Source organism: Aequorivita sp. CRS11 (assembly GCF_059693805.1).
This window is the reverse complement of the sequence record NZ_JCATIG010000006.1, coordinates 46,287-71,529: the sequence shown is the minus strand read 5'-3', so window position 1 is coordinate 71,529 and position 25,243 is coordinate 46,287. Positions and strand designations below refer to the sequence as shown.

The 25,243-nt window shown below is 36.3% G+C and carries 25 protein-coding genes; 12 read left to right on the top strand and 13 right to left on the bottom strand.

Translation table 11 applies throughout. The features are described from left to right. Positions 1-11 precede the first annotated feature (11 nt). The 9 genes from AC58DT_RS12745 to AC58DT_RS12705 form a co-directional block, all read right to left on the bottom strand. Positions 12-680, bottom strand: coding sequence for a DUF1361 domain-containing protein (locus tag AC58DT_RS12745; protein ID WP_497217191.1), 669 nt, complete (start codon positions 678-680; stop codon positions 12-14). Further along, positions 652-1,047, bottom strand: coding sequence for a ribosomal maturation YjgA family protein (locus AC58DT_RS12740; RefSeq protein WP_497217190.1), 396 nt, complete (start codon positions 1,045-1,047; stop codon positions 652-654). The genes AC58DT_RS12745 and AC58DT_RS12740 overlap by 29 nt, the downstream gene beginning before the upstream one ends. After that, positions 1,044-1,697: a SanA/YdcF family protein gene (locus tag AC58DT_RS12735; protein WP_497217189.1), complete on the bottom strand. Its 654-nt coding sequence runs from the start codon at positions 1,695-1,697 to the stop codon at positions 1,044-1,046. The genes AC58DT_RS12740 and AC58DT_RS12735 overlap by 4 nt, the downstream gene beginning before the upstream one ends. A 5-nt stretch (positions 1,698-1,702) precedes the next feature. After that, complete coding sequence (gene creD, locus AC58DT_RS12730; RefSeq protein ID WP_497217188.1) at positions 1,703-3,049, bottom strand: cell envelope integrity protein CreD; 1,347 nt, start codon at positions 3,047-3,049, stop codon at positions 1,703-1,705. 27 nt (positions 3,050-3,076) lie between these two features. Continuing rightward, complete coding sequence (locus AC58DT_RS12725; RefSeq protein ID WP_497217187.1) at positions 3,077-3,607, bottom strand: Coq4 family protein; 531 nt, start codon at positions 3,605-3,607, stop codon at positions 3,077-3,079. A 51-nt stretch (positions 3,608-3,658) separates the two neighbouring features. Continuing rightward, entirely contained in the window at positions 3,659-3,958 is a 300-nt protein-coding gene (locus AC58DT_RS12720) for a winged helix-turn-helix domain-containing protein (protein ID WP_497217186.1), read from the bottom strand. 2 nt (positions 3,959-3,960) lie between these two features. Then, positions 3,961-4,569 carry a hypothetical protein gene (locus AC58DT_RS12715; protein WP_497217185.1) on the bottom strand — a complete coding sequence of 203 codons (609 nt, stop codon included), beginning with the start codon at positions 4,567-4,569 and terminating at the stop codon, positions 3,961-3,963. A gap of 534 nt (positions 4,570-5,103) precedes the next feature. Beyond that, complete coding sequence (gene kdsA, locus AC58DT_RS12710; RefSeq protein ID WP_497217184.1) at positions 5,104-5,922, bottom strand: 3-deoxy-8-phosphooctulonate synthase; 819 nt, start codon at positions 5,920-5,922, stop codon at positions 5,104-5,106. Positions 5,923-6,003: 81 nt separating this feature from the next. Then, the gene (locus tag AC58DT_RS12705) at positions 6,004-7,395 is read right to left on the bottom strand and encodes a T9SS type A sorting domain-containing protein (RefSeq protein ID WP_497217183.1); all 1,392 of its coding nucleotides are present in this window, start codon (positions 7,393-7,395) and stop codon (positions 6,004-6,006) included. A 138-nt stretch (positions 7,396-7,533) separates the two neighbouring features. Here AC58DT_RS12705 and typA point away from each other — a divergent pair, with 138 nt between their 5' ends. The 10 genes from typA to AC58DT_RS12655 all read left to right on the top strand — a co-directional run bounded on the left by typA (position 7,534) and on the right by AC58DT_RS12655 (position 19,962). After that, on the top strand, positions 7,534-9,327 hold the full coding sequence (typA, locus tag AC58DT_RS12700) for a translational GTPase TypA (protein ID WP_497217182.1): 1,794 nt from the start codon (positions 7,534-7,536) through the stop codon (positions 9,325-9,327). 181 nt (positions 9,328-9,508) lie between these two features. Further along, positions 9,509-9,712, top strand: a complete 204-nt coding sequence (locus AC58DT_RS12695; RefSeq protein ID WP_062622766.1) for a hypothetical protein — start codon at positions 9,509-9,511, stop codon at positions 9,710-9,712. Next, a complete protein-coding gene (locus tag AC58DT_RS12690) occupies positions 9,696-11,090 on the top strand; it encodes a hypothetical protein (protein WP_062622767.1) in 1,395 nt (464 codons plus the stop codon). The genes AC58DT_RS12695 and AC58DT_RS12690 overlap by 17 nt, the downstream gene beginning before the upstream one ends. Next, a complete protein-coding gene (locus AC58DT_RS12685; protein WP_497217181.1) occupies positions 11,080-12,567 on the top strand; it encodes a sulfatase-like hydrolase/transferase in 1,488 nt (495 codons plus the stop codon). The genes AC58DT_RS12690 and AC58DT_RS12685 overlap by 11 nt, the downstream gene beginning before the upstream one ends. Continuing rightward, positions 12,567-14,054 (top strand): sulfatase-like hydrolase/transferase, encoded by a 1,488-nt coding sequence (locus AC58DT_RS12680; protein ID WP_497217180.1) that lies wholly within the window; start codon positions 12,567-12,569, stop codon positions 14,052-14,054. The genes AC58DT_RS12685 and AC58DT_RS12680 overlap by 1 nt, the downstream gene beginning before the upstream one ends. A 15-nt stretch (positions 14,055-14,069) precedes the next feature. Beyond that, on the top strand, positions 14,070-15,521 hold the full coding sequence (locus AC58DT_RS12675) for a sulfatase-like hydrolase/transferase (RefSeq protein WP_497217179.1): 1,452 nt from the start codon (positions 14,070-14,072) through the stop codon (positions 15,519-15,521). 16 nt (positions 15,522-15,537) lie between these two features. Continuing rightward, positions 15,538-16,518 (top strand): GNAT family N-acetyltransferase, encoded by a 981-nt coding sequence (locus AC58DT_RS12670; protein WP_497217178.1) that lies wholly within the window; start codon positions 15,538-15,540, stop codon positions 16,516-16,518. Then, positions 16,515-17,615 (top strand): DegT/DnrJ/EryC1/StrS family aminotransferase, encoded by a 1,101-nt coding sequence (locus AC58DT_RS12665; RefSeq protein WP_497217177.1) that lies wholly within the window; start codon positions 16,515-16,517, stop codon positions 17,613-17,615. The genes AC58DT_RS12670 and AC58DT_RS12665 overlap by 4 nt, the downstream gene beginning before the upstream one ends. Position 17,616: 1 nt before the next feature. Then, positions 17,617-18,906, top strand: coding sequence for an O-antigen translocase (locus AC58DT_RS12660; RefSeq protein WP_497217176.1), 1,290 nt, complete (start codon positions 17,617-17,619; stop codon positions 18,904-18,906). 72 nt (positions 18,907-18,978) lie between these two features. Next, positions 18,979-19,962 (top strand): hypothetical protein, encoded by a 984-nt coding sequence (locus AC58DT_RS12655; protein WP_497217175.1) that lies wholly within the window; start codon positions 18,979-18,981, stop codon positions 19,960-19,962. Here the strand turns inward: AC58DT_RS12655 and AC58DT_RS12650 are convergent. After that, complete coding sequence (locus AC58DT_RS12650) at positions 19,951-21,099, bottom strand: glycosyltransferase family protein (protein WP_497217174.1); 1,149 nt, start codon at positions 21,097-21,099, stop codon at positions 19,951-19,953. The genes AC58DT_RS12655 and AC58DT_RS12650 overlap by 12 nt on opposite strands. A gap of 47 nt (positions 21,100-21,146) precedes the next feature. Here AC58DT_RS12650 and AC58DT_RS12645 point away from each other — a divergent pair, with 47 nt between their 5' ends. Both AC58DT_RS12645 and AC58DT_RS12640 read left to right on the top strand, forming a co-directional pair. Next, positions 21,147-22,256, top strand: a complete 1,110-nt coding sequence (locus tag AC58DT_RS12645; protein WP_497217173.1) for a glycosyltransferase — start codon at positions 21,147-21,149, stop codon at positions 22,254-22,256. After that, positions 22,243-22,662, top strand: coding sequence for a sugar 3,4-ketoisomerase (locus AC58DT_RS12640; RefSeq protein WP_497217172.1), 420 nt, complete (start codon positions 22,243-22,245; stop codon positions 22,660-22,662). Before AC58DT_RS12645 ends, AC58DT_RS12640 begins: the two co-directional genes overlap by 14 nt. Here AC58DT_RS12640 and AC58DT_RS12635 read toward each other — a convergent pair. Genes AC58DT_RS12635 through AC58DT_RS12625 form a run of 3 tightly spaced genes read right to left on the bottom strand, consistent with a single transcriptional unit; the run spans position 22,645 to position 25,167 of the window. After that, the gene (locus AC58DT_RS12635; protein ID WP_497217171.1) at positions 22,645-23,574 is read right to left on the bottom strand and encodes a glycosyltransferase family 2 protein; all 930 of its coding nucleotides are present in this window, start codon (positions 23,572-23,574) and stop codon (positions 22,645-22,647) included. The two genes, AC58DT_RS12640 and AC58DT_RS12635, sit on opposite strands and share 18 nt — an antisense overlap. Next, the gene (locus AC58DT_RS12630) at positions 23,567-24,463 is read right to left on the bottom strand and encodes a glycosyltransferase family 2 protein (RefSeq protein WP_497217170.1); all 897 of its coding nucleotides are present in this window, start codon (positions 24,461-24,463) and stop codon (positions 23,567-23,569) included. Before AC58DT_RS12630 ends, AC58DT_RS12635 begins: the two co-directional genes overlap by 8 nt. Then, the gene (locus AC58DT_RS12625; RefSeq protein WP_497217169.1) at positions 24,460-25,167 is read right to left on the bottom strand and encodes a methyltransferase domain-containing protein; all 708 of its coding nucleotides are present in this window, start codon (positions 25,165-25,167) and stop codon (positions 24,460-24,462) included. Before AC58DT_RS12625 ends, AC58DT_RS12630 begins: the two co-directional genes overlap by 4 nt. Positions 25,168-25,243: the final 76 nt, after the last annotated feature.

Sequence of the window (25,243 nt, the reverse complement as noted above, 5' to 3'; positions counted from 1 at the left end):
ATACAAAATGATCAAATACCGATAAAACGAAAAAGGAATTCTTCATAAATCCAATAAACCAATTTTAAAAACAGCCCGAAGAATATTGTAAATGCCCACGCTTCCATATTTTCAATGGGGTTTGTTATTATTGTGAACACATCCATAAAAAGACGTAGTGGGTTGTGAAGAATATCCCAGGAATTCCACCGTAATACGCGCCCGAGATACATTCCAAAACTTACGGCAAAAGGAAGGATAATCAGGGATTTTAAAACTATTTTTTGTTTGAAATGCTTAAAGCACAATTGTTTCATTTCCTTAACGGAAACTACATAAAAAGCGAGTCCCGTAACTGCAAAAACCGCAATCATCAAACTGTCAAAGCCAATCCATTCCAGTGGGCTTAGACGCAGGTGTATAAAATCTGTCAATAAATAGGGCGCATTGGGGAGAAATAATAGCCAAACTATTAATAAAAAGGACAATTTAAGCTTTTTGATTTGTTTTTGGTTTTTCATATAAGTGGAAATGAAAAAAGGAATCATAGCCAAGAATAAATTCCATACCAAAAAGAGATAGAAAAAGGAATGGGTAATTTTTAAACGAACGGAAAGCAGGAAAATGCTAAAAACCGTCAATGAAAAAAGAGGAAACCAGATGTTGAAACGATCAAAGAGAAATGTTTTTAGGGTCTTCATTTTTGATGTATATTTTTTCGATTAATAAAATAAGTAAAAAGCCCAGTGTATAGGCAACCAAGTCCCGCCAATCAAACACGGAGCCTAAAATGGTCAGTAGTATTTGTGAATGGATATTGAGTTTTTCAGCGGGCTTGAATAATTGGAGCAGTTCCACAAAATAGGCAAAAGCCAATACGGAAACGGCAGTTTTGAGAGCATGGTTTCTTATAAAGATTTTTATAAAATAATAGATTAGCAGTATAACAAGCACATCGCCCAAAAAACCTCTGATAAAATGATTGAAATGAAAATAGGCAATGGCAATCTCTGTTGCAAAAAGAATGCTTGTTGCCAAAATATGTTTTGTTGAAATATAAAACTTCATTGTATTGCTATTTTTTCTCCCAAGTATTTTGGTTGCGAATCAAAAACAATGTCGAGACAGGCTTTTGTTCGCGCCAAGTATTCCCGAAGTTCTGTTTTTACGGAATACTTTCCCGAAACCGTTTCGGCGTTAAAACCTATTGCGGCAATTCCTTTTTGTTTTGCCAAGAAAATTGCGCGTTCGTTGTGGAACCTCTGTGAAATAACCGTAAAACTGTTCAATCCAAATATCTTTTGGGCCCTTAAAACAGAATCCAAAGTGCTGAATCCGGCATAATCCAAGACTATTTTTTCTTCGGGTATTCCTAATAGAATGAGGTCTTTTTTAAAAAGCAAGGGTTCGTTGTAACCTATTCTGCCATTGTCGCCGCTCACTAAAATAAAATCAATCTTTCCAGCTTTAAAAAGTTCTTCGGCCGCTTTTATTCTGTATAGATAATACAGGTTTATATCGCCATAGGCCATAAATTTTGAAGTGCCCAAAACCAAACCTACCCTGTTATGCGGAATTTCTTCGGTACTTTGAAATGTTTGGTTTTCCGTTTCCAAAAGCACGTAAGTGTCCAAACAAATAATGGCAAACAATACAAATGGGCTTAGCAATAAAGCCCATTTGTAAAGTTTTATAATTTTATTGAAAAGTGTTTTCATCTTTTTCAATCGTTATTCCAATCAATTCGCCGTGAGGCAAACATTATGATTGCTAAGATTAAGAATAGGCCAATGCTGCCTACCAAAAGCGCATAGTTTTCCAATTGGATAATCACATAAATAAATCCATATAGCGAAGCCAACGAACCGCAGATGAGCAACGGAAACTTAAACCCTTTCAAAATAGCGCGCGAATAGACCGTTATCAATGCGAGCACCGAAAAAGCTGCGATGGCATATGCCTTAAAAAAATTACTGTGCTCAGATATGGAAATGAGTAGCGTATAGAACATCACCAATGCCAAACCTATCATCATATATTGAAACGGATGGATATAAACTTTGCTAACCAATTGGATCAATAAAAACACCAACAGCGTTAGACCGATAACCAAAATGCCATATTTGGCTGTACGTTCACTTTTTTGGTATTCATCTACAGGAATGATGAGTTTCGTACCAAAAGCAAAAGCAGAAAGGTCTGGAAGATGCCTAAAAAATGACTGCTCAAATTGTCTGTTTATTTGCAGTATACGCCAAGTAGCCGTAAAGCCATCTTTACTGATTTCCTTATTGGTGTCTTCGGGCAAAAAGTTGCCGTCAAAACTGGGGGAGTGCCAGTTCGATTTCATCGTAGCATCGGTTTCTTTCCCTATGGGTAAAAACTTCAAACTTTCACTGCCGTTTATTTTTAAATCGAAGGAAAAGGGTAGCGGCGCAGCGAATATTTCCTTGGCGTTTGCAATGTAATTGCTTTGGATAGTGTTCAAATATTCCGTGGAATACTGAGGCGTCATTGAAAGTGCTTCTGAAGCTAAGTTTACAACCGGAGTGGTTTTTATTCCCTTTAAATTTGTGGTTTTTAGAAGAACGGTCGCCTTTTCCCAAAGAATATTTTCCTCGGGAATATCAGTATCTGAAAAATTAATTGTGGGGAAGTTTCCCTTTACGCCAATGGCAGCGGAATATACCACCGATTCATAAATGCTTCGGTTCAGCGGTTTCGTATCAACATTTGATGTAATATTCAATTTATCCGGAAAGAAGTAAGCGTTCTCTATTGTTTCCTTCGTTTTCGTATAATAGGCATTGCTTTTTTCGTTGAAAATCTTTTCCTCTGAAATGACTTTATAAGGAATTTTGACGATGGGGCCGGAGAGCAAGACCTCGTTTCCCCATTTTTGATTTATCTCGCGCACAACTTCTTCCTGTCTATATGCCCGTTCATTGATTAGTGATTTTACGAATTCCAAAGGAATCAATAAAACCAATAATAAAAATCCTACCACGAGCATGCGCGCGGTGATGGAGTTGCGCATCCAATTGCGGAATCTACTTTTTTTCTGTTCCATAATTTTTGTGTTAAAGGTTAAATGCCATTAGTTAATTGTTTGTGGACTGTATTGAAATTCATTGTATTGATATTGAAGTTTCTGAAGTTTCAATAATTGTTTTTTGGAAAAAATTACTTTTCTAAACCCTTCAAAATCTGTGTGCAATAATTTTTTGAAGTCAAAGTGGTGGAAGGTGTTGATCTGTTTGCCAATCAAGTAGGAGTTGTAATAATAGGAAGCATATTCTGGGAGAAGGGTGGTTCCCAATAAAAGTACTCCCGTTAAATAAGGCGTTCGTTTGCCGTTGCCGTAGCATAAGTATTGAAGCGCAATCTCGTCTTCCACATTGGTGCCGAAACCGGACAATACGTGATAGGCATCGTGTCGTTCTACTTTCCCAATAAGTTCGAAACCATTTTTATTGAGAAATGTGCCTAATTTTTTTCCGAAGCTGTCATTTGGAAATTCAAGTAATTCAGCTGTGCTGATTCCCCAGGGTTCTTTCTTTTTGAATTTCAAATAAATTTTTTGAGACCATTCAAAGAGTTTCTCAATAAGTTTTTTCCGTAGTTCCATATTTTTAAAGTACTTTGTTTTTCAAAGTGAAATAATAAAAAAATATAATTGTTATGTTTTCGGTTTTTGAATCAGCTTTTCCAAAGCTTCAATATGTTTTTTGAAGGCTGCTTTTCCAAGGGTTGTTGCTGTATAATTTGTATTGGGCTTTCTTCCCACAAAACTTTTTTCCACCAAGATATACTCGGCCTGTTCCAGCGCTTTTATGTGGCTCGCCAGATTGCCATCGGTAACGTCCAGCAATTCCTTTAATCGGTTGAAATCGGCATCTTCGTTAACTACCAATATGCTCATAATGCCCAAACGGATACGATGATCAAAAAGTTTGTTTATGTTGTCTATAATGCCCACGCTTAACTTTTTCTTTCTTTAAGGTACATAATACTTCCGTAGATAATATGGAAAAGCCCAAACCCTAATAGCCAAAACCAAAATCCATAGCCCGGAAGTGCGGCGCAGATAAGACCAATGATAATTTGGGCATAACCCAAATATTTTACATTGCCAATGGTATATTTTGAAGCGTTCACGAGTGCAAGTCCATAAAAAATAAGCATCAGTGAGGCGGTGAGGCCGTAATGCTGGCTGTTGAGTTTTATAATAATATATATTCCGCCGGTAACCAAAGGAATTAAAAAGTTGATCAGTAACCGTCGGGTAGTTGTATCCCAAATTTTTTCATTGTTTCTTTTTGCCCTTCGGGTTGTTAACAGATAAGCTGTTATTATACTGAGCAAGAGTATAGAGGCCAAAAGAACGAGTAGCAATTTGAAATTCCAACTGTGGAGGGTAAGAAACTCCCCGGGTTTAGGAAAAAGATATGCATAGGCAATAGCTGCTCCTATGATAGCGTAGATGCCTGCAAAAATACCGGAAAGGCCGCTAAGTGAAATAAACCGTGAGGAACGGTTCATTAGATTTTTGATTTCGCTGATGTCTTTTAGATAATCTTGCTCGCTCATAATAAAGTACTTTGAAAAACAAAGTAAATGTAAAAATTCTTTCAAACCAAATAAATCTTTGATAATGTTTAGGGCGTGAAATTTAATATTTTAAAAAGTAAGAAATTACACACAGAAAAAAAGGGGGATTTCCCCCTTCAAATTCAGGGTTTTTCCTCTTGACTGGTATTGCACTTCTTCGCATCTTTACAATATCAAATTAATTGGGGAGTTAATTTTTGACACGAGGTTAGAAGCTGTTTCTTTTCAGAAGCAGCTTTTCCTTTTTTAAGGATATTTAGTGATAAAAACAGGAAAAATCCTGTATAAAAAAGGGGGAAATCCCTGTTGACTGTTAACGGATTAAGTACGATATTTGAATACTTATTTAATTGGGGAGTTTTATAAGTGATGAGGTTAAGGACTGTGCCCCAAAAGGGTACAGTCTTTTTATAAAAAATTTAACGATGCTTATTTTATAAAGTTTTGTTATTAGCCAAAGTGCCCTGCCAACTGTTGTTGGCAGGGCACTTTATTTTTACAAATAACTTTAAGTTATAATTGATTTATAGTTTTCCGTATTGCTACAAGATCTGTCAATAGTTTTTCAAGCAAGTTTAGGTTCAACATATTAGCACCATCACTTTTAGCATTTGCGGGGTCAAAGTGGGTTTCAATAAAAATTCCGTCAGCGCCAGTTGCAATTCCTGCGCGGGCAATTGTTGAAATCATTTCGGGTCTTCCACCGGTTACACCTGCGCTCTGATTAGGTTGTTGTAAACTATGAGTAACATCCAACACGACAGGAGCAAATTGTTTCATTGTTGGAATTCCGCGAAAATCAACAATCATATCCTGATAGCCAAACATAGTTCCGCGGTCGGTAATGAGCACTTGCTCATTATTACAGTCAGTTACTTTTGTAACAGCATGTTTCATACTTTCCGGACTCATAAATTGTCCTTTCTTCAAGTTTACTACTTTTCCGGTTTCTGCAGCAGCAACTACCAAATCTGTTTGACGTACTAAGAATGCGGGTATTTGCAGAACATCTACATATTCAGCAGCCATTGCGGCATCGCTTACTTCGTGAATATCGGTAACGGTGGGAACGTCAAAAGTTTCGGAAACTTTTCGGAGTATTTTTAAAGCTTTTTCATCGCCAATTCCCGTAAAACTATCAATCCGGCTTCGGTTCGCCTTTTTGAAACTTCCTTTAAAAATATAGGGGATTTCAAGGGTGTCGGTAATTTTTACAATCCTTTCGGCAATCTGCAGTGCCATTTCCTCGCTTTCAATGGCGCAGGGGCCGGCAAGAAGGAAGAAATTATTCGAGCTTGTATGTTTTATTTTCGGGATTTTATTCAGTTGCATCGTAAAAGCTTATTTTAAAGCAAAGGTAGTTAAAAGCTTCTTTCCCTCAACTTTGAATACACAACGGAAGTTTTCTAAAAATTACTGCTTCACAATTTTATGGGTTTGGGAATCACCGTTTCTATCTTCAATCTTTAAAAGATAAACTCCCACTTCTACTTTGGATAGATCAATTTGAGTAGAGTTTTGGTTTCTTTCAATGCTTTGTCCCAATATGTTAAAAACAGAGATTTTAGAGATTGGTAGCTTTGATTCTATATAAAGTAGGCCGCTGGTTGGGTTTGGATAAATCCTGTAGTTGACAATTTCGTTTTCTGAAATACCCAAAGTGTTGTTTTTATACCAAATCAATTTATTATTGCCGGCAGATGCCGAAACAATATCGAGCCAACCGTCGCCATCAATATCTGCTGCTTTCGCATCGCTTGCAAAATCAGCCGCTGCATTTATAATGTTAGGCGTTCCGAATGTTCCTTGTCCGTCTTCATTTATTTTCCAAGAAATCTTATCTGAATATCTATTCCATAACAACATGTCATTGTCGCTATCATGGTCAAGATCATAAAAAAGATATTGGTCGCCGTTATCAATCAAGAATTGGAGGTCTCCAAAGTTTCCTTGATTGTCTAAATTTTCGAGCCAATAGGTATTTATAAAGGAATTGTCATCTACAGAAGTTATAATAACATCCTTTTTCCCATCGGTATTGATATCAGCATATTGAAATTCAGTGATATTAGTTCCTCCAGATTGAATATATAGAAATTGATAAATTATTTGCTCTGCACCATAGCTTCCATTGCCCATATTTTTATACCAGTAAATTTTACCTTGGGCGTAAACTTGATCAGTAGCTAAAATGTCCAATTCTCCATCATTATCAATATCTTCGAGTAAAATTTTTACATAATCATAATTGCTTTCAATTAACAAATTTTTATCGCCAAAAGTTCCCTGTCCGTCCAGATTTTCATACCATGCTATTCCTCCGCTAGATGTAATGTTTAATACCATAATCAAATCCTGATCTCCATCATCATCCATATCAATAGGAGTAATGGAGGTTATAAAGTCTTCTTCCAATATAATTTGCGCAGTTCCAAAATTCCCTGCTCCATCCAGATTTTCAACCCATACAGCTTGTCGTGGGTTATTTCTTAAATAGAGAATATCCTTGTCTCCATCAGTATCTAAATCAACAAATTCAACTGAAAGATATAAGGCACTAGTTCCATCAATCACATTTTCACTTCCGAAATTTCCCATACCATCAAGATTTCTATACCAGCTAAGCTCATGGGTTTCAGCAGAAGCAGTTAAAACATCAATAAAGCCATCATTATCTATATCAAAAGGAATTGATAAATAAGGTTTTATAGTTTCCGTAGAAATAACTTGCTGTTGGCCAAACCGTTGTGCAAACCCAGAAACAGCAAAGAAGATTGATAATGTGAATAGTAATTTTGTCTTCATAACTAAATATTTAACATAAATATATCCTTTTTATACATTAAAATCTCAATTTTTTCAAACAAAATAAAATCACAACTTTTATTTCTAATCCACTTAGAAACACTACTTTTGCACCCTCTTAAAAAAAGGAGCATTGTTATGAAAATCAAAAACATCGCCATTATTGCCCACGTTGACCACGGTAAAACCACGCTGGTTGATAAAATTATGCACCACTGTAGCCTTTTCCGTGAAAACGAAAACACAGGCGAACTTATCCTGGACAACAACGATTTGGAGCGTGAAAGAGGAATTACCATTACCTCAAAAAACGTTTCCGTAGTATATAAAGACACAAAAATCAATATTATCGATACCCCTGGTCACGCCGATTTTGGTGGGGAAGTGGAGCGCGTATTGAATATGGCAGACGGTGTTTTGCTTTTGGTTGATGCTTTTGAAGGGCCGATGCCGCAAACGCGTTTTGTGTTACAAAAGGCGATTTCACTTGGTTTAAAGCCTTGCGTGGTTATAAATAAAGTGGATAAGGAAAACTGTACCCCAGACGAAGTTCATGAATCAGTTTTTGATTTAATGTTTGAATTGGGTGCCGAAGAGTGGCAGCTTGATTTCCCAACAGTTTATGGTTCTGCGAAGCACAATTGGATGAGTGATGACTGGAAAAACCAAACTGATAATATTGAGCCATTGCTTGATATGGTTTTGGAACACATTCCATCGCCAAAAGTTGAGGAAGGTACCGTACAGATGTTGATTACCTCTTTGGACTTTTCTTCCTTTACAGGGCGTATCGCCATAGGGCGTTTGCAAAGAGGAGTTTTAAAGGAAGGAATGCAGATAGCTTTGGTAAAACGCGATGGCACTAAAGTAAAATCAAAAATAAAGGAACTTCACACTTTTGAAGGCTTGGGCCGTAAAAAAGTTACTGAAGTACAAGCAGGTGATATTTGTGCCCTAGTTGGTTTGGAAGGTTTCGAAATTGGTGATACAGTTGCTGATGCTGAAAACCCGGAAGCACTTAAAACCATTGCTATTGATGAGCCAACAATGAGCATGCTTTTCACTATCAACGATTCCCCTTTCTTTGGGAAAGACGGTAAGTTTGTGACTTCACGCCACATTAAAGAGCGTCTTGAAAAGGAATTGGAGAAAAACCTTGCGTTGCGCATGCAGCCAACGGATAGTGCCGATAAATTTATGGTTTTCGGCCGTGGCGTTTTGCACCTTTCAGTTTTGATTGAAACTATGCGCCGCGAAGGATATGAACTTCAGATTGGTCAGCCACAGGTAATCATTAAAGAAATTGATGGCGTAAAATGTGAGCCAGTTGAGGAAATGACAATCGACTTACCGGAAGATGTAAGTGGAACTGCCATTAATATGGTTACAATCCGTAAAGGCGAAATGATTAGCATGGAAGGAAAAGGTGAGCGAATGGTATGTAAATTTATCATTCCTTCCCGCGGAATTATCGGGCTTCGTAACCAATTGCTTACCGCTACTGCCGGGGAAGCAATTATGACGCACCGTTTTCTTGAATATCAACCTTTGAAAGGTGGAATTCCTGAAAGACAGAACGGAAGTTTAGTTTCCATGGAAACCGGTCAGGCTATTCCATATTCAATTGATAAATTACAGGATCGCGGACGTTTCTTCGTGAATCCTAATGAAGATATTTACGAAGGGCAGGTTATTGGTGAAAATACCCGTCAGGATGATATGGCCGTAAACATCACTAAAACCAAAAAGCTTTCGAACGTTCGTTCCTCAGGAGCTGATGATAAGGCGCGTATTATTCCAGCTATTAAATTTTCTTTGGAAGAAGCGTTGGAATACATCCAAAAGGACGAATATGTTGAGGTTACACCAAACCATTTAAGACTTCGAAAAATATATTTGAAGGAAGTAGACCGCAAGCGAAACAAGATTTAAAAGAGGATATAAGACAGTAAGACATAAGACGTAGGACGAGCGCAGAAATGATATTAAAAGATGTCTTACATCAATTAGTCCTAAGTCAATTTTAAAATAATCGCTGAGCAACTCAATAAACTCGGCGATTTTTAGTTAATTTGTTGTCGCCGAAAGGCAAACATAGAATAAAACAATAGGTATGAATTTTCTTTATTTCGATCCAGGGCTGGGAGCTATGATAGTACAGGCGGTAGTGGCGGCGGCGGCTGGCATTTTGCTTTTTTCAAAAAACGTTATGTATAAGGTGAAATCTTTTTTCGGATTGGTAAAAGAAGAGGAAGATACTTACGATTCAATTGACATTGAAGAGCAAGACACCGATACTGATGACAAAAAAAACTGACGCACACCAAGCCTCTTTTCGCGACCCTTCGGGTTATATGTTTTATGATGGAAAAATCCTGCGAAGGGCCATCAAACCTATATATTTTCCGCAATACAACAAACTGAAGGACAGCGGTTTTTTTAAAAATCTAATTTCGAATGGTCTTTTGATTCCGCATGAGGAAACCTCGGTCTCTTCGGAAGAAATAATCATTACTCCCGAAGAAATTCCCTTCATTACAAATCCGTACGAATGGAGCTTTGAGCAATACAAACACGCTGCGCTCCACACCCTGAAAATCCAGAAATACGCACTTTCAAAAGGCTTTATTTTGAAGGATGCTTCTGCTTACAACGTTACTTTCCACAAAGGGAAACCAATTTTTATAGACACGCTTTCTTTTGACTTTTACGAAGAAGGAACACCGTGGCGCGCTTACAAGCAATTCATCACCCACTTTTTTGGGCCGTTGGTTTTGGCAAAATATCACGGCACCGAAGTTTTCAAAATGATGCAAACGCACATTGATGGAATTCCCGTGAAACTGATTTCATCATTGCTGCCAACACGTACTAAGCTTAGTTCGGTTATTTACCCAAACATTCACTTGCTCGCTAAAATGGAAAGCAAACACAGCGAGGATTACAAAGCCGAAACCAAAATTGCGACCCTTTCAAAAAAATCACAGGAAAACATTGTTGAAAGCCTTTATGATTATATAAAAGGCCTGACGCTGAAAGAAGCCAGTGAATGGGGAGATTATTACAACAAAACAAATTACGATGAAACCGCTTTTGAAGCAAAAAAAACGCTGATAAAAGAGTGGATAAAACCATTGGCACCACAAAAATTGATTGACGTGGGCGGAAACGACGGCACTTTTGCTCGAACCGTGATTGATAGCGTTCCGCACATCATTGTTACTGATATTGACAGCAACGCTGTTGACTATAACTACAAACAACTGCAGCAAAACAAGGAAACCAATATGCTTCCATTTGTTTGCGATGTGCTGCAACCCGCACCGGGCATCGGTTTCAACAATACGGAGCGCAATTCTTTGATTGAACGTTTGGCAGAATACGCGCCGGATGTTACTATGGCTTTGGCATTAATCCACCACATCACGCTTTCCGGAAACGTGCCTTTTGAAAAATCGGCTTCGTTTTTTGCTTCCTTTTCGAAGAATTTAATCATCGAGTTTCCAACCCGTGAGGATTCCTGGGCGCAATCGTTATTGGTTCGCAAGCGCGAATTCATAAACCATTTTGATTTTTACAACGAAACCGAGTTTGAAAATGGCTATCAGCAATATTTTACCCTTGAAAAAAAGGAAACAGTAAAAGGCACCAAACGTTTGCTGTATCTTTTGAAAAACAAAAATTATGCAGGCTAAAAAAAAACAGGGATTTCTCTCGTTTTTTTTTGAAAAGGACAACCTTTTTCCAATAATATCAGCAATTGCGGCGGGCTTATATCCGCTGCTTTTTTATTACACTAACAATTATAAATTGATAAATTCCTGGGGGCACTTCGGGTATTTTATTTCATTATTTATATTGCTGCCGATTCTGGTTTTTTTCATTGCAAATAAAGTTTCAGAAATTACTTTTTTTAGAAGACTTCGGTCCTTTAAGCTTCCTTTTTTAAACTTTTTCTTCTTCTTTTTCTTTCTGAACATAGCACTTTATGCAGGGTTTAGCTGGTTAAGGACATTTATAGTTTTTGTAATTGCCTCGCTGCTCACTTTTTTATTTTGGAAGCATTTCAAAAAAATAATCGCTTTTCAGTTTATACTTGCTGTAATCGGTATTTTCACTTTAACGCCCGTAATTATTAAGCAATTGAATTATTCCAAGGAATGGATGATACAACCCGATGGCATTGAAACTGCTGTTTTTAAAAAGAAGCCGAATATCTATTTCATCCAGCCCGATGGGTATGTGAATTTTTCAGAAATGAAAAAGGGAAATTACAATATTGAAAACACAGCATTTGAAACTTTCTTAACGGATAATAACTTCAAAAACTATCCAAATTTCCGAAGCAATTACGGAGCAACTTTGCCTACCAATAGTTCGTTGTTTATGATGAAGCATCATTATTACAACAACGGTTCAGATTTCACAGAAACCATCGATGCGCGTACTGTTATAGTTTCTGACAACAGTGTGCTCCGTATTTTAAAAAACAATGGTTACCGTACATTCCTTCTCACAGAGCAGCCTTATTTTTTGACCAATAAACCAAAACTGGGCTATGATTTTTGCAATTTTTCAACTGAAGAAATCAGCTTTGTAACCACAGGTCTTGGAAATCCTCGGGATGTAATTAAGCCATTTGAGGATTATCTGGAAACGTATTCCGAAGGACCCAATTTCTTTTTTGTGGAGATTTTCAACCCAGGGCATATTATTAATAGAGAAGCGAAATCAAAAGGTATTGCTGGAGAGCGGGAACATTATATTGAAAGTTTAAAAGAAGCTGACAAGAAACTTACAGAACTTACAAAAACAATCCTCAATAAAGATCCAGAGGCACTGATCATTATCATGGCGGATCACGGTGGTTTTGTGGGAATGAAAAGTGTGGAAGATTCGTACACAAAAAGTACAGATCCAGATCTTGTAAACTCAATTTTCAGTTCCATTCTCGCCATTCATTGGCCCAATGGTGAAGCACCGAAATTTGACAATAAACTGAAAACTTCTGTGAATTTGTTTCGCATTTTGACATCTTATTTAAGTGAAAATGATTTGTATCTTGCAAACTTACAGCCCGATGAAAGTTATATTATCATCTACTATGGGGCAACACAAGGAACATACCAATACTTGGATGGAGAAGGAAATGTGGTTTTTAAAAAGCATTAATGGAGTCTAAACAATCAAAAAACGGTTTTAAATATTTTTTTGGAGCTACTTCAGAAAACCCTTTATTGATAGCGCTCGGCGTGGGCCTTTACCCATTGGTTTTCTATTATTCCCGAAACTTTGGAATGATTAATTCCTGGGAACAGTTTGGGTATTTTTTATTGCTTTTTTTAGTGCTTCCTATACTGTTCTTTTCATTTTTAAAGTGGTTTTCAAACCTATCGTTTAATTCAAAATGGGGAAAATACCTGCTTCCTTTTTTCAGTGTTTTTCTATTTCTTTTTTACATTAAAATTATTTTGTACGCAGATGTCCAACGGAAAATAATCTTAGGGATTTTTATCATTTCAGCGCTGATAGCCTTTTTTCTTTACAAGCATTTCAAAAAATGGATTGTTTTGCAGCTAATTTTAGTTGTGATTGGGTTTATTGGTCTGGTGCCGATGCTGATAAAATATTTAAACTATTCTTCAGACTGGATGCAACAACCGGACAATATTGAAGAAATTGTTTTTCAGAAAAAACCAAATATTTACTACATCCAACCAGACGGTTATCCAAGTTTTTCAGAACTGAAGAGTGATTATTATAAAGTGGATAATTCAAGCTTTGATGCTTTTTTAGCGGAAAAGGGCTTTAAAAATTATCCAGATTTTCGAAGCAATTACATCACGACCATCACTTCAAATAGTGCTACTTTTATGATGAAGCACCACTATTACAACAAAGGTAGGGATTATTCGGAAATGCTGAATGCGCGAAAAAACATTATGTCCAAAAATCCGGTGCTTTCCATTTTTAAAAACAACGGTTACAAAACCCATTTTATTAGTGAGCATCCGTATTTAATGGTCAACCGGCCAAAAATAGGTTTTGATTATACCAATTTCAGTTACAGTGAAATTCCCTATATCACTACTGGATTCAATGTTAAAAGAGAGGTTTTTCCAGATTTGGAAAAGACAATTGCTTCAAAAAACGATGGTGGAAATTTCTTTTTTATCGAAATTTTTGAGCCAGGCCATATTTCCACTACAAAAGAGGCTTCTAAAGGTAAAGTAGCAGAGCGGGAGCAATGGCTTGAAAAACTGGAAATAGCAAACATAAAGATTGAAAAAATGGTCAATCTAATTTCCGAAAAGGATCCTGAGGCCTTGATAATGATTATGGCAGACCACGGCGGTTTTGTGGGGCTTGACTATACGCGCCAAGTTTATACCAAAACGTCCAATCCCGAGATTATTTATACTACTTTTGGAGCTATGCTGGCTATAAAATGGCCAAATGGTGAAGCTCCCGAAATGGATTCAAAATTGAAAAGTTGTGTAAATGTTTTCAGGGTTTTGTTTTCCTATTTGGGCAATGACCAAAAATATTTACAGCATTTGGAAAAAGATGGTAGCTATCTTATTATAAAGGAAGGCGCCGAGCCTGGCGTTTATGAATACATTGACGATAGCGGAAACATCGTTTTCAAAAAAGTATAATTTCTTAAAAAGGTTATGGGTAATTTCTTCACAAAATACTTTAAAGAAAATTTCAATCCGTTGCTTACGGGCCTTATTTGTGGATTTTATCCGTTGGTTTTCTATTTTTCAAATAACTTTTCGGCAATCAATTCTTGGGAACATTTAGGGTTTTTTCTATTATTTTTTATAGGAATTCCAGTAGTGGTTTTTACAATTGCCTCATTATTTTTTAAGTATTCTGAAACGCTTTCAAAATACAGAACACGCATTCTTTTCGTGTTGATAATTATGACCGTGGCAACCTTGATGTCACAAGCAATGTATCTTACGCTTAAAAAGAAAATGCTGTTGGGTCTGCTGATTGTTTCAGTTTTAGCAGCTTGGAAAATGCATGCGCACTTTAAAAAACTGCTTGTCATTATTTTATTGATGAGCATACTTCCAACAGTTAATTGCGTTATAAAAATTGTGGAACACGAACAGAAAATGGAATGGATAGCGCTTCCGGATTCAATTGAAAATGCTAAGTTCAAAACCACCCCCAATATTTATATGATACAACCGGACGGCTATGTGGGGCGGGATATGATGGAGAGCGATTTGTACAATTTCAACAATCCTTTTTATGGGTGGCTGGAAAATAATGGCTTCAAAATTTACGACGATTTTCGAAGCAATTATCCAGCGAGTTTAACTTCGAATTCTTCAATGTTTTCCATGAAACAGCACCGTTTTGGAAATGTTCTTTTTCCGTCAATTGATATGCCAAATTCACGCGATATTATTGCTGGAAATAATACGACAATCACCACGCTGAGAAACAACGGCTATAAAAATTTCTTTATCGTCCAGGACGAATATTTTCAGCAAAACAGACCAAAACTGGAGTATGATTACTACAATCTGAATCCTGACGAAATCCCTTATTTCAGCAATGACAACAACGTAAAAAAAGTGGTTTTTAATGATTTGAAAGCTGCGATGGATACAGTGAATATTAATGGTCCACGGTTTTATTTTGTTGAAAAATTGCTGCCACACCACATACATTTTGCGGCTTCCAAAGAGGAGGAACGCGATACCTATATCGAAAAAATAAAAGAAGTAAACGGGTGGTTGGAAAGCACAATAAATTATATTTCTGAAAAAGATCCGAACGCAATCGTTATTATTTTGGCGGACCATGGCGGCTGGGTTGGTTTGGGCAGTTATCCCGAAATGTTCTCAACTAATGATCCGCAGCAAATACGTTCCATTTATTCTACTTTAGCAGCTATAAAATGGAACGGTCATTTAAAGGAAGGAATGGATGCTGAATTGAACAGCAACGTGAATATTTTTCGCGTACTGTTTTCCATTTTAAGCAATAATCCCGAATATTTGAAATATTTGGAGGATGATTCAAGTTATAACTTGCAGAACGGCGCTTTTTCAAAATCGGTGCGAGCCGTGATTGATGACAGCGGAAACGTGACTACAAACTAAACTGAAACTATAAATATTGGAAGACATTTACGAGATAAAAAAATATCAACCATCACAAAAATCGGTGTGGGATAGCTTTGTGAAAGAAGCAAAAAACGCTACGTTTTTGTTCCAACGCGATTTTATGGATTACCATTCCGATAGATTCACGGACCACTCACTTTTAATATATAAAGGCGAAAAGTTGGTTGCAGTGCTTCCTGCAAATATTTCAGGTTCTGAATTACATTCCCACCAAGGCCTTAGTTACGGCGGCGTAGTTTTGGGCAAACAGGCCACTTTTGAAGAAACTTTACATATTTTTAAAAGTCTGCTCACTTTTCTTAAAAGTGAAGGTTTTACTGTTTTAAAACTGAAATTGCTTCCGAAAATTTATCATCAAATGCCCAGTGATGAAATTGATTATTTACTATTTCTCGTAAAAGCTTCGTTAATCAGAAAAGATTTTACAAGTTGTGTTTTTAACGAAAATTCTTTAAAAATAGCTTCCTCAAATCGCTTGCGCGGAATTAAAAAAGGAGTAAAAAACGAATTAAAAGTTAGTGAAGAGGTAAATTTCAAACCATTTTGGAGCAAAGTTTTGGAACCAAATTTAAAGCAAGTCCACAACCAAAAGCCAGTTCATTCTTTGGAAGAAATTGAGCTGTTGCAATCCCGCTTCCCTAAAAACATTAAACAATTCAACGTTTATAAAAATGACGAGATAGTTGCAGGAGCAACAATTTTCGAAACTGTTACTGTAGCGCACGCACAATATATTTCAGCAAATGAAGAAGGGCGACAAACAGGTGGTTTGGATTTTCTGTTCAATCATTTATTGCAGCATTATTCAAATAAAAATTATTTCGATTTTGGAATAAGCAATGAAGCACAGGGAATGAAGGTAAATAAAGGTCTTTTGCATTGGAAAGAAACCTTTGGTGGCAGAAGTATTGTGCACGATTTTTATGAAATCAAAACCGAGAATCACAAACTTTTAAACGACATTTTTATATGATTCCGTTTTTAAATCTAAAAGCAATAAACCAACGTTATGAAGCGGAATTTCAGAAAAGTTTCCAGACTTTTTTAGATTCCGGATATTATATTTTGGGAAACCAAGTAAAATTATTTGAGGGTAATTTTGCCAGATATTGCGGAACAACCCACTGTATAGGTGTTGGTAATGGTCTGGATGCGCTTCGGTTGATTTTGGAAGGTTATAAGATACTAGGAAAGCTAAAAGAAAACGACGAAGTTTTGGTTGCTTCCAATACATACATTGCAACTATTTTGGCAATAAAACAGGCAGGTTTAAAACCAGTTTTGGTAGAAGCAGATTTGGAAACCTATAATTTCGATTTAACTGCACTAAAAAAATCTATTTCCGAAAAAACGAAAGTTATTATGCCCGTCCATCTCTACGGACAGCTTTCGCCAATGGAAGAAATTTTGAAGATTTCAAAAGAAAACAATCTACTCGTTATTGAAGATGCTGCACAGGCTCACGGCGCGAAGAACAAAGCTGGCAAATTTGCCGGAAATATAGGTGATGCTGCGGGTTTCAGTTTTTATCCTACCAAAAATCTTGGTGCTTTGGGAGATGGGGGAGCAGTAACGACAAATAATGATGCTTTGGCCGAAGTGATTAGAAAACTCAGAAATTACGGAACTTCAACTAAATATGTTAATGAGTTTTTAGGTTTCAACTCAAGGCTTGACGAATTGCAAGCGGCATTTTTAAATATAAAGTTGCCGACTTTGGATGCTGATAATGAAATTCGAAGAACGATCGCCAAGAATTATATTTCTGAAATTAGTAACGATAAAATAGTTCTTCCCGAATATGACGGCAATGAAAACCATGTGTTCCATCTTTTTGTAGTTCGTGTAAAAAACAGAAATACTTTTATAGACCATTTGGACCGAAACAGCATTGGCCATTTAACTCACTATCCAATTCCACCCCATAAGCAGCAGGCACTTTCAGATTTTTCGCATTTAAGTTTTCCAAATGCTGAAAAAATACACAACGAAATTATAAGCATCCCAATGAGTCCTGTAATGACCGAGGAAGAGGTTGAAAGAGTTATTTCAGTTTTAAACAGTTATTAATTTGAAAATTCCCGAATCCATACGCGGTAATTTACTTTTAAAGATGACTTCTTTAAATGCCGGAGTTATCGGCGTTCGGTTGGTTATTTCATTGTTCATTCAGCGTTTACTGGCTGAAATTGTTGGCGAGGCTGGAATTGCCAAAATCGGCTCCCTTCGCAATCTTTTGGAAATGCTTAGCTCTTTTGCCTCAGTTGGTATTTTTAGTGGAGTTGTAAAATATGTGGCAGAATATAAAGATGACAAAGAGCAGTTGCAGAAACTGTTTTCCACCACATTGGTATTTACAGTTTTGGGAACCATAGTTGTTTCCTTGGTTTTATTTTTTGGTGCAGATTACTTAAGCACCACTATTTTTGATTCTCCCAATTATATTTATCTTATAAAATTATTGGCAGTAATTGTGCCGTTTATAAGTATGTACCGCGTTTTTAACGGTATTGTGAATGGACTCTCATTGTATAAAAAATTGGCTGGAATAGACCTTTTCAGTTACATTTTAAGTGCAATTCTTACTGTTGTTTTGTTGCTTACAAATAATATTGATGGCGCGCTGATAGCAATTGCAATAACTCCGGCGCTGCAGTTTTTCGTGCTCCTTTATATTTTTATAAAAGTGCTTCGCGAATATGTACAGTTTTCAAAACTTACATTCAAAGTACCTATGGCTAATGGGCTTTTGGCATTTTCACTGATGTCCTTTTTTTCCACTGTGTTGTTGAATTATGTTGAAATTGATATTCGTGTAATGATCCAAAACAAAATTACAATGGCCGATGCAGGAATTTGGACAGCGATGACCAATATTTCTAAAAACTACATGGTTTTTTCGAGTGCCATCTTCACTTTGTACGTACTTCCAAAATTTGCTGGAATTCACAATAAAACTGATTTTAAGGCTGAACTCTTCAATATTTACAAAACATTATTGCCGCTTTTTGGAGTAGGAATGTTACTGATATATTTTTTGAGGGACTACGTTATCCAAATCATCTATCCAGATTTTCTCGGGATGGAACCACTGTTTAAGTGGCAACTGTTAGGAGATTTTGTACGTTTGGCAGCTATTGTTTTGGGATACCAGTTTTTAGCGAAAAAAATGGTGCGTAATTTTATCTTTTCAGAAGTGTTGTCGCTTGCGCTTTTCTACGGATTCTCTTATTACTTCGCTGGAATTTATGGCGTTGAAGGGGTTGTAATGGCTCACTTTTTAAGATATGTGGTTTACTTTTTTGTAGTGTTTTTCCTCGTGTTCCGTTATTTCAAAAAGAAGCGTAAAACAACCGAATAATAGCTAAAAGCAAACAATAGTTTATGGCTATCTTTGCAAAAAAATTCAAAGCTTACCTTATTCTGAATTCATATGGCCCAACAACTCTTTAATCCGTTCAAGGATTTAATTTTCGACGAACATTTTTGTTTCCTTTCAGGAGCTTTGACTACTGAAAAAATTACTGTTTTCCCACAGTGGTTGATGGATCATTTTAAGTTTGGTGACGAAAAGATTGAGATGATGGATAAAACCAAATCCTACATTTATTCCGACCTTGAATTACCCTGTTCTTTTGAAGTAAAGCAAGCGTTTGAAACATTGGATTTAAAAATTCAAGCCGCTTATAAAAATGGTTTTGAAGGAATGGCATCACTCGACCAAGAGTTGCTTTTTCAATGGACAGGCAGAATGGTTTATGGGCTGCTTTATTATGAAATGCTTTATGAAAGAGACAGATTGTTAAGGTTAGGCGAGGAGTTTGCACTCTCCGCACATCTCAAGGAAAGATTTGGCCGTTTTCACTTAATGCTTCAATCCATAATTGAGCCTATTTCTTTTATTGGAAAAAAACCTTGGAGCATCGCTGTTTTCCCACTTAAATATTCTGCAGATATTTTTAGCTATCGCGATGATGCCATCAATTTAATGTTTTCGTTTGGGGTGAATGGTTTCGGTTTTATTGCTTGTTTGCAGGACAATGGTGTAATAGGGGAGAAGCAAAAAGAGTTGCTCGATAAAATTAAGGGTCACGTATTGCACCCTGTTCAATTTGAAGAGCTGTACGCACGGTTTCACTATTCAGATTATATTTTGCAGTATAAACCGGAATACAAAATTGAAAATCAGGACAACGGAATTACTATAGAAGCACTTCCTATAAAAAAAAAGGGAAGCAAACCAATTTTTGGGTTTTGGGATGAGGATATATTCGCCCAATTGCTCGCCAATTATTGGAGCGTGTATGGCATTGAAAGGGAAGATATTCTTCAATTTCAGAAACCGCCACTTAGCTTTCTTGAAAATCCATATTCAAAGGATTTTATCAATCCAGAATCTATTGATTTACCGTTCTAGCAATTTCTCCCAAGTTTCCAAATATTTTTTGGCGATGGAAACATAGTCGTGCTCACGTTCTATAAATTTTCGGGCATTGACAGAAATGGAAGTCAATTTTTCAGGATTTAAAATTAAATCTTCAAGCTTATCGTATAAATAATCTGAGTCTGGGAGTGAATTTATACACACTTCGTCTGCCTTTAAATTGTAGCATTCCAAAAACTCGATTTCGGCTCCTGTAAAAACAACTTTTCCCTTTGCCATCGCTTCCAAAGCGTTATAGCCTTGGTCATACGCAAACACTTGATCTAAAAGAATATGTGCCGAATTATACTTTTCAATGTATTCGGAATATGGAACGTTTTCAACTGTAATTACTTCAACTTTTGAAGCGTGTTTCTGTTGAAGTTTTTCAAGTGCAGCTTCAAAATAATCGTTTCCTTTTTTAAAATAGTTCGCCCGATTGATGCCGTGGAAAATGATAATCTTTTCTTCAGGAACCAGAGGTTTAAATTTCAGCCTTTCAGTGTTTACAGGATTTGGAATTACTCCCAAATACTTTTTATTTCCTTGAAGCGGAATGTCATAATCCAAATCGGAAGCGATTACACCATCAACATTTTCAAAAACAAAATCGTGCAAATCTTTGTATTCTGGCTTTAAATATTTTAAAGCTGGGAAAAATGCTTGCTCTGAAATTTTTCCATTAAAAAGCGGATTGAAAATAGAGTAGCGAAATTTTTTTTCATAAGCGTACTTAACGCTCGTATAATCCGTTCCGCAGGAAAGCAAGAAGAGTTTTTTATTGTTCTCCTTTAAAAATGAAATGATTTCCTTTTCGTGTTTTGGCAAAATCCCAAGCGGACTTTCGTTTATCAATTGCACAACATCAAAACCTTTAAATTTTTCTTGCTGCTGAAGAAATTGGTTTTTTAAGGAAAGAGAAGAAATGTCCAAGCCAAAAAGTTTGAATAAACCAACCTTCACTTTTTTTGAAATCCCCGAATCATACTTTCGCTTTAAAAGGATATCTGAGGGGAAATTTTTAAATTCATCGCCAGTGGAAACAAGGGTTACTTCGTGGCCCATCGCCAACAATCCCTCTTTTAAGGAATTGTGCAACCTGCTGTATTCGCCCACTAAAAGTATTTGCATAAAAGCTATATTTGCCTTGTGCAACCAAAAATACATAATATATAGCGATGGACGCTGAAAAGAAATTCAAAGTGTGTTTGGTTTCCATTTCGCTTGCAAAAGGTGGGTTGGAGCGCTCGTGCGCTATGCTTTCACAAATGCTGGAAGCAAAAGGTCATGAGGTGCATTTGGTAATTTTGAACGATGAAGTTGATTATCCTTACAGCGGAAAATTGTTTAATTTAGGAAAACTGAAAGCGGAAAAAGACTCAATGGTGAAACGTTTGCTGCGCTTTCGGAAATTTCGAAATTATTTAAAAAAGGAAAATTTTGATGTAATAATTGATCACCGACCTAAAAATAATTTTGAGCGGGAATTGTTTTATTCGAAATTTATTTATCGAGAGCTCAACAAAATTTATGTGGTGCACAGTTCCAAAAAAACGGAATACTTGACTGAGAATCCCTCCGCTTTTTCAAAAATCTGTCAAAAAAACCTTTTGAACGTTGGCGTTTCAGAATATATAGAAAACGAAATTTTGAAGAAGGAAGGAATAGACAATTCCATAACAATCCACAATGCTTTCGATCCTTCTTGGATTGAAGAAAAGAGCGAGTTTCCCCAAATACTTCAAAATAAAAAATATATACTTTCCTATGGCAGATTGGACGATTCCATAAAGGACTTTTCATTTTTGATTAAAGCTTTTTCACAATCGAAAGTTTGGGAAAAGGATTTTCATCTTGTTATTTTGGGTGATGGAAAAGACAAGGAAATGCTTCAAAAACTGGCAGCTTCAAAAGAATGTTGTGATCAAATTTTATTTTTCCCTTTCACTAAAAAACCTTTCGAAATCATTAAAAACGCACATTGTGTAACACTGACAAGTAAATATGAAGGCTTCCCAATGGTGCTCGTAGAATCACTTTCTTTGGGAGCGCCAGTGGTTTCGTTGGATATAATTTCAGGACCTTCAGAAATTGTGAAGCACAAAAAAAATGGTTTGCTGATTGCCGAAAGAAGTTTACCTTTATTTGCGGAAGCATTGCAAAAAATATGCTTTGATGAGAAACTTTATAATGAGATGAAAGCGAACGCAAAACCTTCCGTAGAACAGTTTTCAATGCAGGCCATTTCTGAAAAATGGAACCAAACTTTACAGCATGCAATACGTTGATTTGGATAAAATAGAACTGAGGGAAATTCCTAAAATTAGCGATCCGGACGGTCGCGGAAACCTTTCAGTGGTTGAAAAGGATTTTTTGCCCTTTATAATAAAACGGGTTTATTATTTATACGATGTTCCAAGCTCTTCCACTCGTGGCGGCCACGCCCATAAGGAATTGCAGCAATTTTTGATTGCTGTAAGCGGCAGTTTTGACGTGGTTTTGGACAATGGAAAAACCCGTAGAACCATAACTCTTAATAAACCCGATAAAGGTTTGCTAATTCCGAATGGGGTTTGGCGTGAATTGGAAGATTTTTCTTCTGGCGCTGTTTGTCTTTCTTTGGTTAGTGAAGAATATAATGAAGACGATTACATTCGTGAATACAATGATTTCAAGTTATTTAAAAGTACCTAACCGCAGTCCGAGCTTTTCCAAATTATTCTTCGTTTTTGAAAGATACTTCAAAATGGTTTTGTTTTGACGAAGTAGAAATTGTTGCTTTTTACTTAGGTTTTCCTGGTTTATCTTTTTGAAATTTTTCTGAAAAGCTTCTTTATTGCCTTCTATTTTTGCTAAGACACACAGTGAGTAACGGTTTAAATCCAGAAATTTTTTAAGAGCGGGATTGTTTTTTTCGAAAACTTCGTAGGCTTCATAATTGGCTTTTTCTTCTATATTTTTTACACTTTGGAACAAGCTGTTTTTCCGAACTATATAAGTTGCACAGACTTTTGGGCTAAAAACAACTTTGTATTTTAAACCTATTCGAACGTAAAGATCTGTGTCCTCTCCACTTTTAATTTTTGGATCGTACCAACCCACATTTTCAAACACATCTTTTTTTAAAACAGTGGAAATGCTCAACAATACTGAATCTAATTGGCTAGACTCAAAATAATCAACAATAATTGAATCTTTTCCAATGGTTTGGATAGAGTAACTGTTTTTAAAAGTTTTTCTGTTGCGTTTTATTTCGGTAGCGGTAGCAAAAACGGATTCATTGGGGTGTTCATTTACTAACCGATTTTGTTCCTCTAAATAAAAAGGATACCAATAATCATCAGCGTCCATTAAGGCTATATATTTGGATTCTGCTTGCTGTATTGTAAAATTTCTCGCAGCCGATGCGCCACTGTTTTCCATGGAAAAATAACGAATGCGCGGATCCTTGAATTTTAATATTTCAGTTTCACTGTTGTCGGTAGAACCATCATTCAGAATCACGACTTCAAAATCAGTAAAGGTCTGGGCCAAGACACTTTTTAACGTATCAGCAATGTACTTTTCTTTGTTAAAGACCGATATGACTACCGAAAATTTAGGCATCCTTAGTTTTTAAAGAACTAAGATAGCCCAAGCGGTACAAATCAAAAAGGAAAAGGGATGGATTTGTAGAATTTAGGTTTTTCAGCAATGGTTTTTTAAAGGCATTGAAGAATATTCGCATTACAAACAATAAGTTTCTTTTTTTTAGTTTCAAATATGTTTTCAGAATTTTCACGGTTTCCTTATCAAGATCACCAGTGTTGTGAAAATTCAATAAATTTTGAAGTGCCAATTCTGACTTTTTTATGAAAGCCTCATTGGTTTCCAAATTTAAATGGATCACCGGATTATCAATGTGTGTCAGTGGAATATTATTTTTTTTAAGTTCATAACCGAAAACGGAATCTTCATAACCATATCCAGTTAGTTTTTCATTGAATTTTATTTTTTCAAAAATCTCTTTTTTAATAGCAAACCCCATCGTTATAAAACTGCGGTATGGATTTTTAAGGCGTTCTACGAGCGGCAGACTTTCACGTTCTGAGCCGTATTTATGCCTTAAACTATATTTTTCAGAATTATTTTCTGGATATTTAATTCCTCCAAAAATCACCGAAGCTTCATTTGAAATAGTAACCAAATATTTCGCAATAAATTCTGGGTTTGAAGGAAAGGTGTCCGCATCCAAAAACAATAACCAATCATAATTTGCTTGTTCTGCTAAAAGATTTCGGATTTTGCTTCTGCCGATATTTCTTTCCAAAGCTTGAAAACTACACTGCTTCAACAAATTTATTTTTGAATTTTCCTCCAACGATTTTTTGTCAGTAGAAGCATCGTCCAAAACCACGATTTCATAAACCTCATTTGCGATTTCACACTGTTTTTGCAAGTTTTCTACCAATGAAAAAACGTTGTAATTGTATGTAGGGATAAGGATTGAAATCATTTTTTGGCGATAAGTACAGTTTCTTTCATAAATCCAAAACGTTCATTTGCCGGAAAAGTTTTGATTTCCACATTTTGAAAGCCGTTTTCTTTCAATCTGCGCATTAATCCTTCCACAGAGTAAATGCGTACGTGGTCTTCCTGCCCGAAGGCTACTATTCGTTCTTCGGGCGTTTTCTTTGAAAAATCCTCGTATATTTCTCCTTCTTTAAAAGGAGTTTGGATTACACACTTGCCATTGGGTTTTAATACGCGATGTAATTCTTCCATTGCTTTTTTGTCGTCTTCAATATGTTCCAAAATATGATAGCAGATTATCAGATCGAAAAAATTGTCTTCCAAAGGAATTTTAGTGATATCATACTGATAATCCGCCAGAAATTCATCTTCAAAATCAGTACTGAAATAAGTGATGCTCGGATTTTTCTTCAGCAATCTGTAAACACTTCGCGAAGGTGAAAAGTGGAGCACTTTTCCGTATGCTAAATCGTTTTCGTTAATATAGGAATAAAGTCTTCTTGTTCTGGAACGGCTCCCGCAAAAGGGACAAAGCAGGTCGCCATCGGGAATTTTAATAAATCGTTTAACCAAATGACCGCAAACCGTACATTCGTGATTTTTTCCACGTAGGTGAAAAGCAAAAATGGAACGAAAAAAAACCTCGTTCTCAAAAAGAATTTTTTTTGGAACAAAGGTGAGTGCCACTTTTTTTAAGGTTTGGTACATCTGGCTAAAATACAGTAATCTTTTTGGATGCGGGAAATTTGATTTTCTATTTGGT

Excerpts from the sequence above, each read along its gene's own strand:
- AC58DT_RS12635 (WP_497217171.1), bottom strand. The coding sequence starts at position 23,574 with ATGCCTAAATTTTCGGTAGTCATATCGGTCTTTAACAAAGAAAAGTAC.
- AC58DT_RS12695 (WP_062622766.1), top strand. The coding sequence starts at position 9,509 with ATGAATTTTCTTTATTTCGATCCAGGGCTGGGAGCTATGATAGTACAG.
- AC58DT_RS12725 (WP_497217187.1), bottom strand. The coding sequence starts at position 3,607 with ATGGAACTACGGAAAAAACTTATTGAGAAACTCTTTGAATGGTCTCAA.
- AC58DT_RS12655 (WP_497217175.1), top strand. The coding sequence starts at position 18,979 with ATGGCCCAACAACTCTTTAATCCGTTCAAGGATTTAATTTTCGACGAA.
- AC58DT_RS12650 (WP_497217174.1), bottom strand. The coding sequence starts at position 21,099 with ATGCAAATACTTTTAGTGGGCGAATACAGCAGGTTGCACAATTCCTTA.
- AC58DT_RS12745 (WP_497217191.1), bottom strand. The coding sequence starts at position 680 with ATGAAGACCCTAAAAACATTTCTCTTTGATCGTTTCAACATCTGGTTT.
- AC58DT_RS12715 (WP_497217185.1), bottom strand. The coding sequence starts at position 4,569 with ATGAGCGAGCAAGATTATCTAAAAGACATCAGCGAAATCAAAAATCTA.
- AC58DT_RS12630 (WP_497217170.1), bottom strand. The coding sequence starts at position 24,463 with ATGATTTCAATCCTTATCCCTACATACAATTACAACGTTTTTTCATTG.
- kdsA (WP_497217184.1), bottom strand. The coding sequence starts at position 5,922 with ATGCAACTGAATAAAATCCCGAAAATAAAACATACAAGCTCGAATAAT.
- AC58DT_RS12735 (WP_497217189.1), bottom strand. The coding sequence starts at position 1,697 with ATGAAAACACTTTTCAATAAAATTATAAAACTTTACAAATGGGCTTTA.
- creD (WP_497217188.1), bottom strand. The coding sequence starts at position 3,049 with ATGGAACAGAAAAAAAGTAGATTCCGCAATTGGATGCGCAACTCCATC.
- AC58DT_RS12665 (WP_497217177.1), top strand. The coding sequence starts at position 16,515 with ATGATTCCGTTTTTAAATCTAAAAGCAATAAACCAACGTTATGAAGCG.
- AC58DT_RS12690 (WP_062622767.1), top strand. The coding sequence starts at position 9,696 with ATGACAAAAAAAACTGACGCACACCAAGCCTCTTTTCGCGACCCTTCG.
- AC58DT_RS12645 (WP_497217173.1), top strand. The coding sequence starts at position 21,147 with ATGGACGCTGAAAAGAAATTCAAAGTGTGTTTGGTTTCCATTTCGCTT.
- AC58DT_RS12705 (WP_497217183.1), bottom strand. The coding sequence starts at position 7,395 with ATGAAGACAAAATTACTATTCACATTATCAATCTTCTTTGCTGTTTCT.
- typA (WP_497217182.1), top strand. The coding sequence starts at position 7,534 with ATGAAAATCAAAAACATCGCCATTATTGCCCACGTTGACCACGGTAAA.
- AC58DT_RS12680 (WP_497217180.1), top strand. The coding sequence starts at position 12,567 with ATGGAGTCTAAACAATCAAAAAACGGTTTTAAATATTTTTTTGGAGCT.
- AC58DT_RS12675 (WP_497217179.1), top strand. The coding sequence starts at position 14,070 with ATGGGTAATTTCTTCACAAAATACTTTAAAGAAAATTTCAATCCGTTG.
- AC58DT_RS12740 (WP_497217190.1), bottom strand. The coding sequence starts at position 1,047 with ATGAAGTTTTATATTTCAACAAAACATATTTTGGCAACAAGCATTCTT.
- AC58DT_RS12640 (WP_497217172.1), top strand. The coding sequence starts at position 22,243 with ATGCAATACGTTGATTTGGATAAAATAGAACTGAGGGAAATTCCTAAA.
- AC58DT_RS12685 (WP_497217181.1), top strand. The coding sequence starts at position 11,080 with ATGCAGGCTAAAAAAAAACAGGGATTTCTCTCGTTTTTTTTTGAAAAG.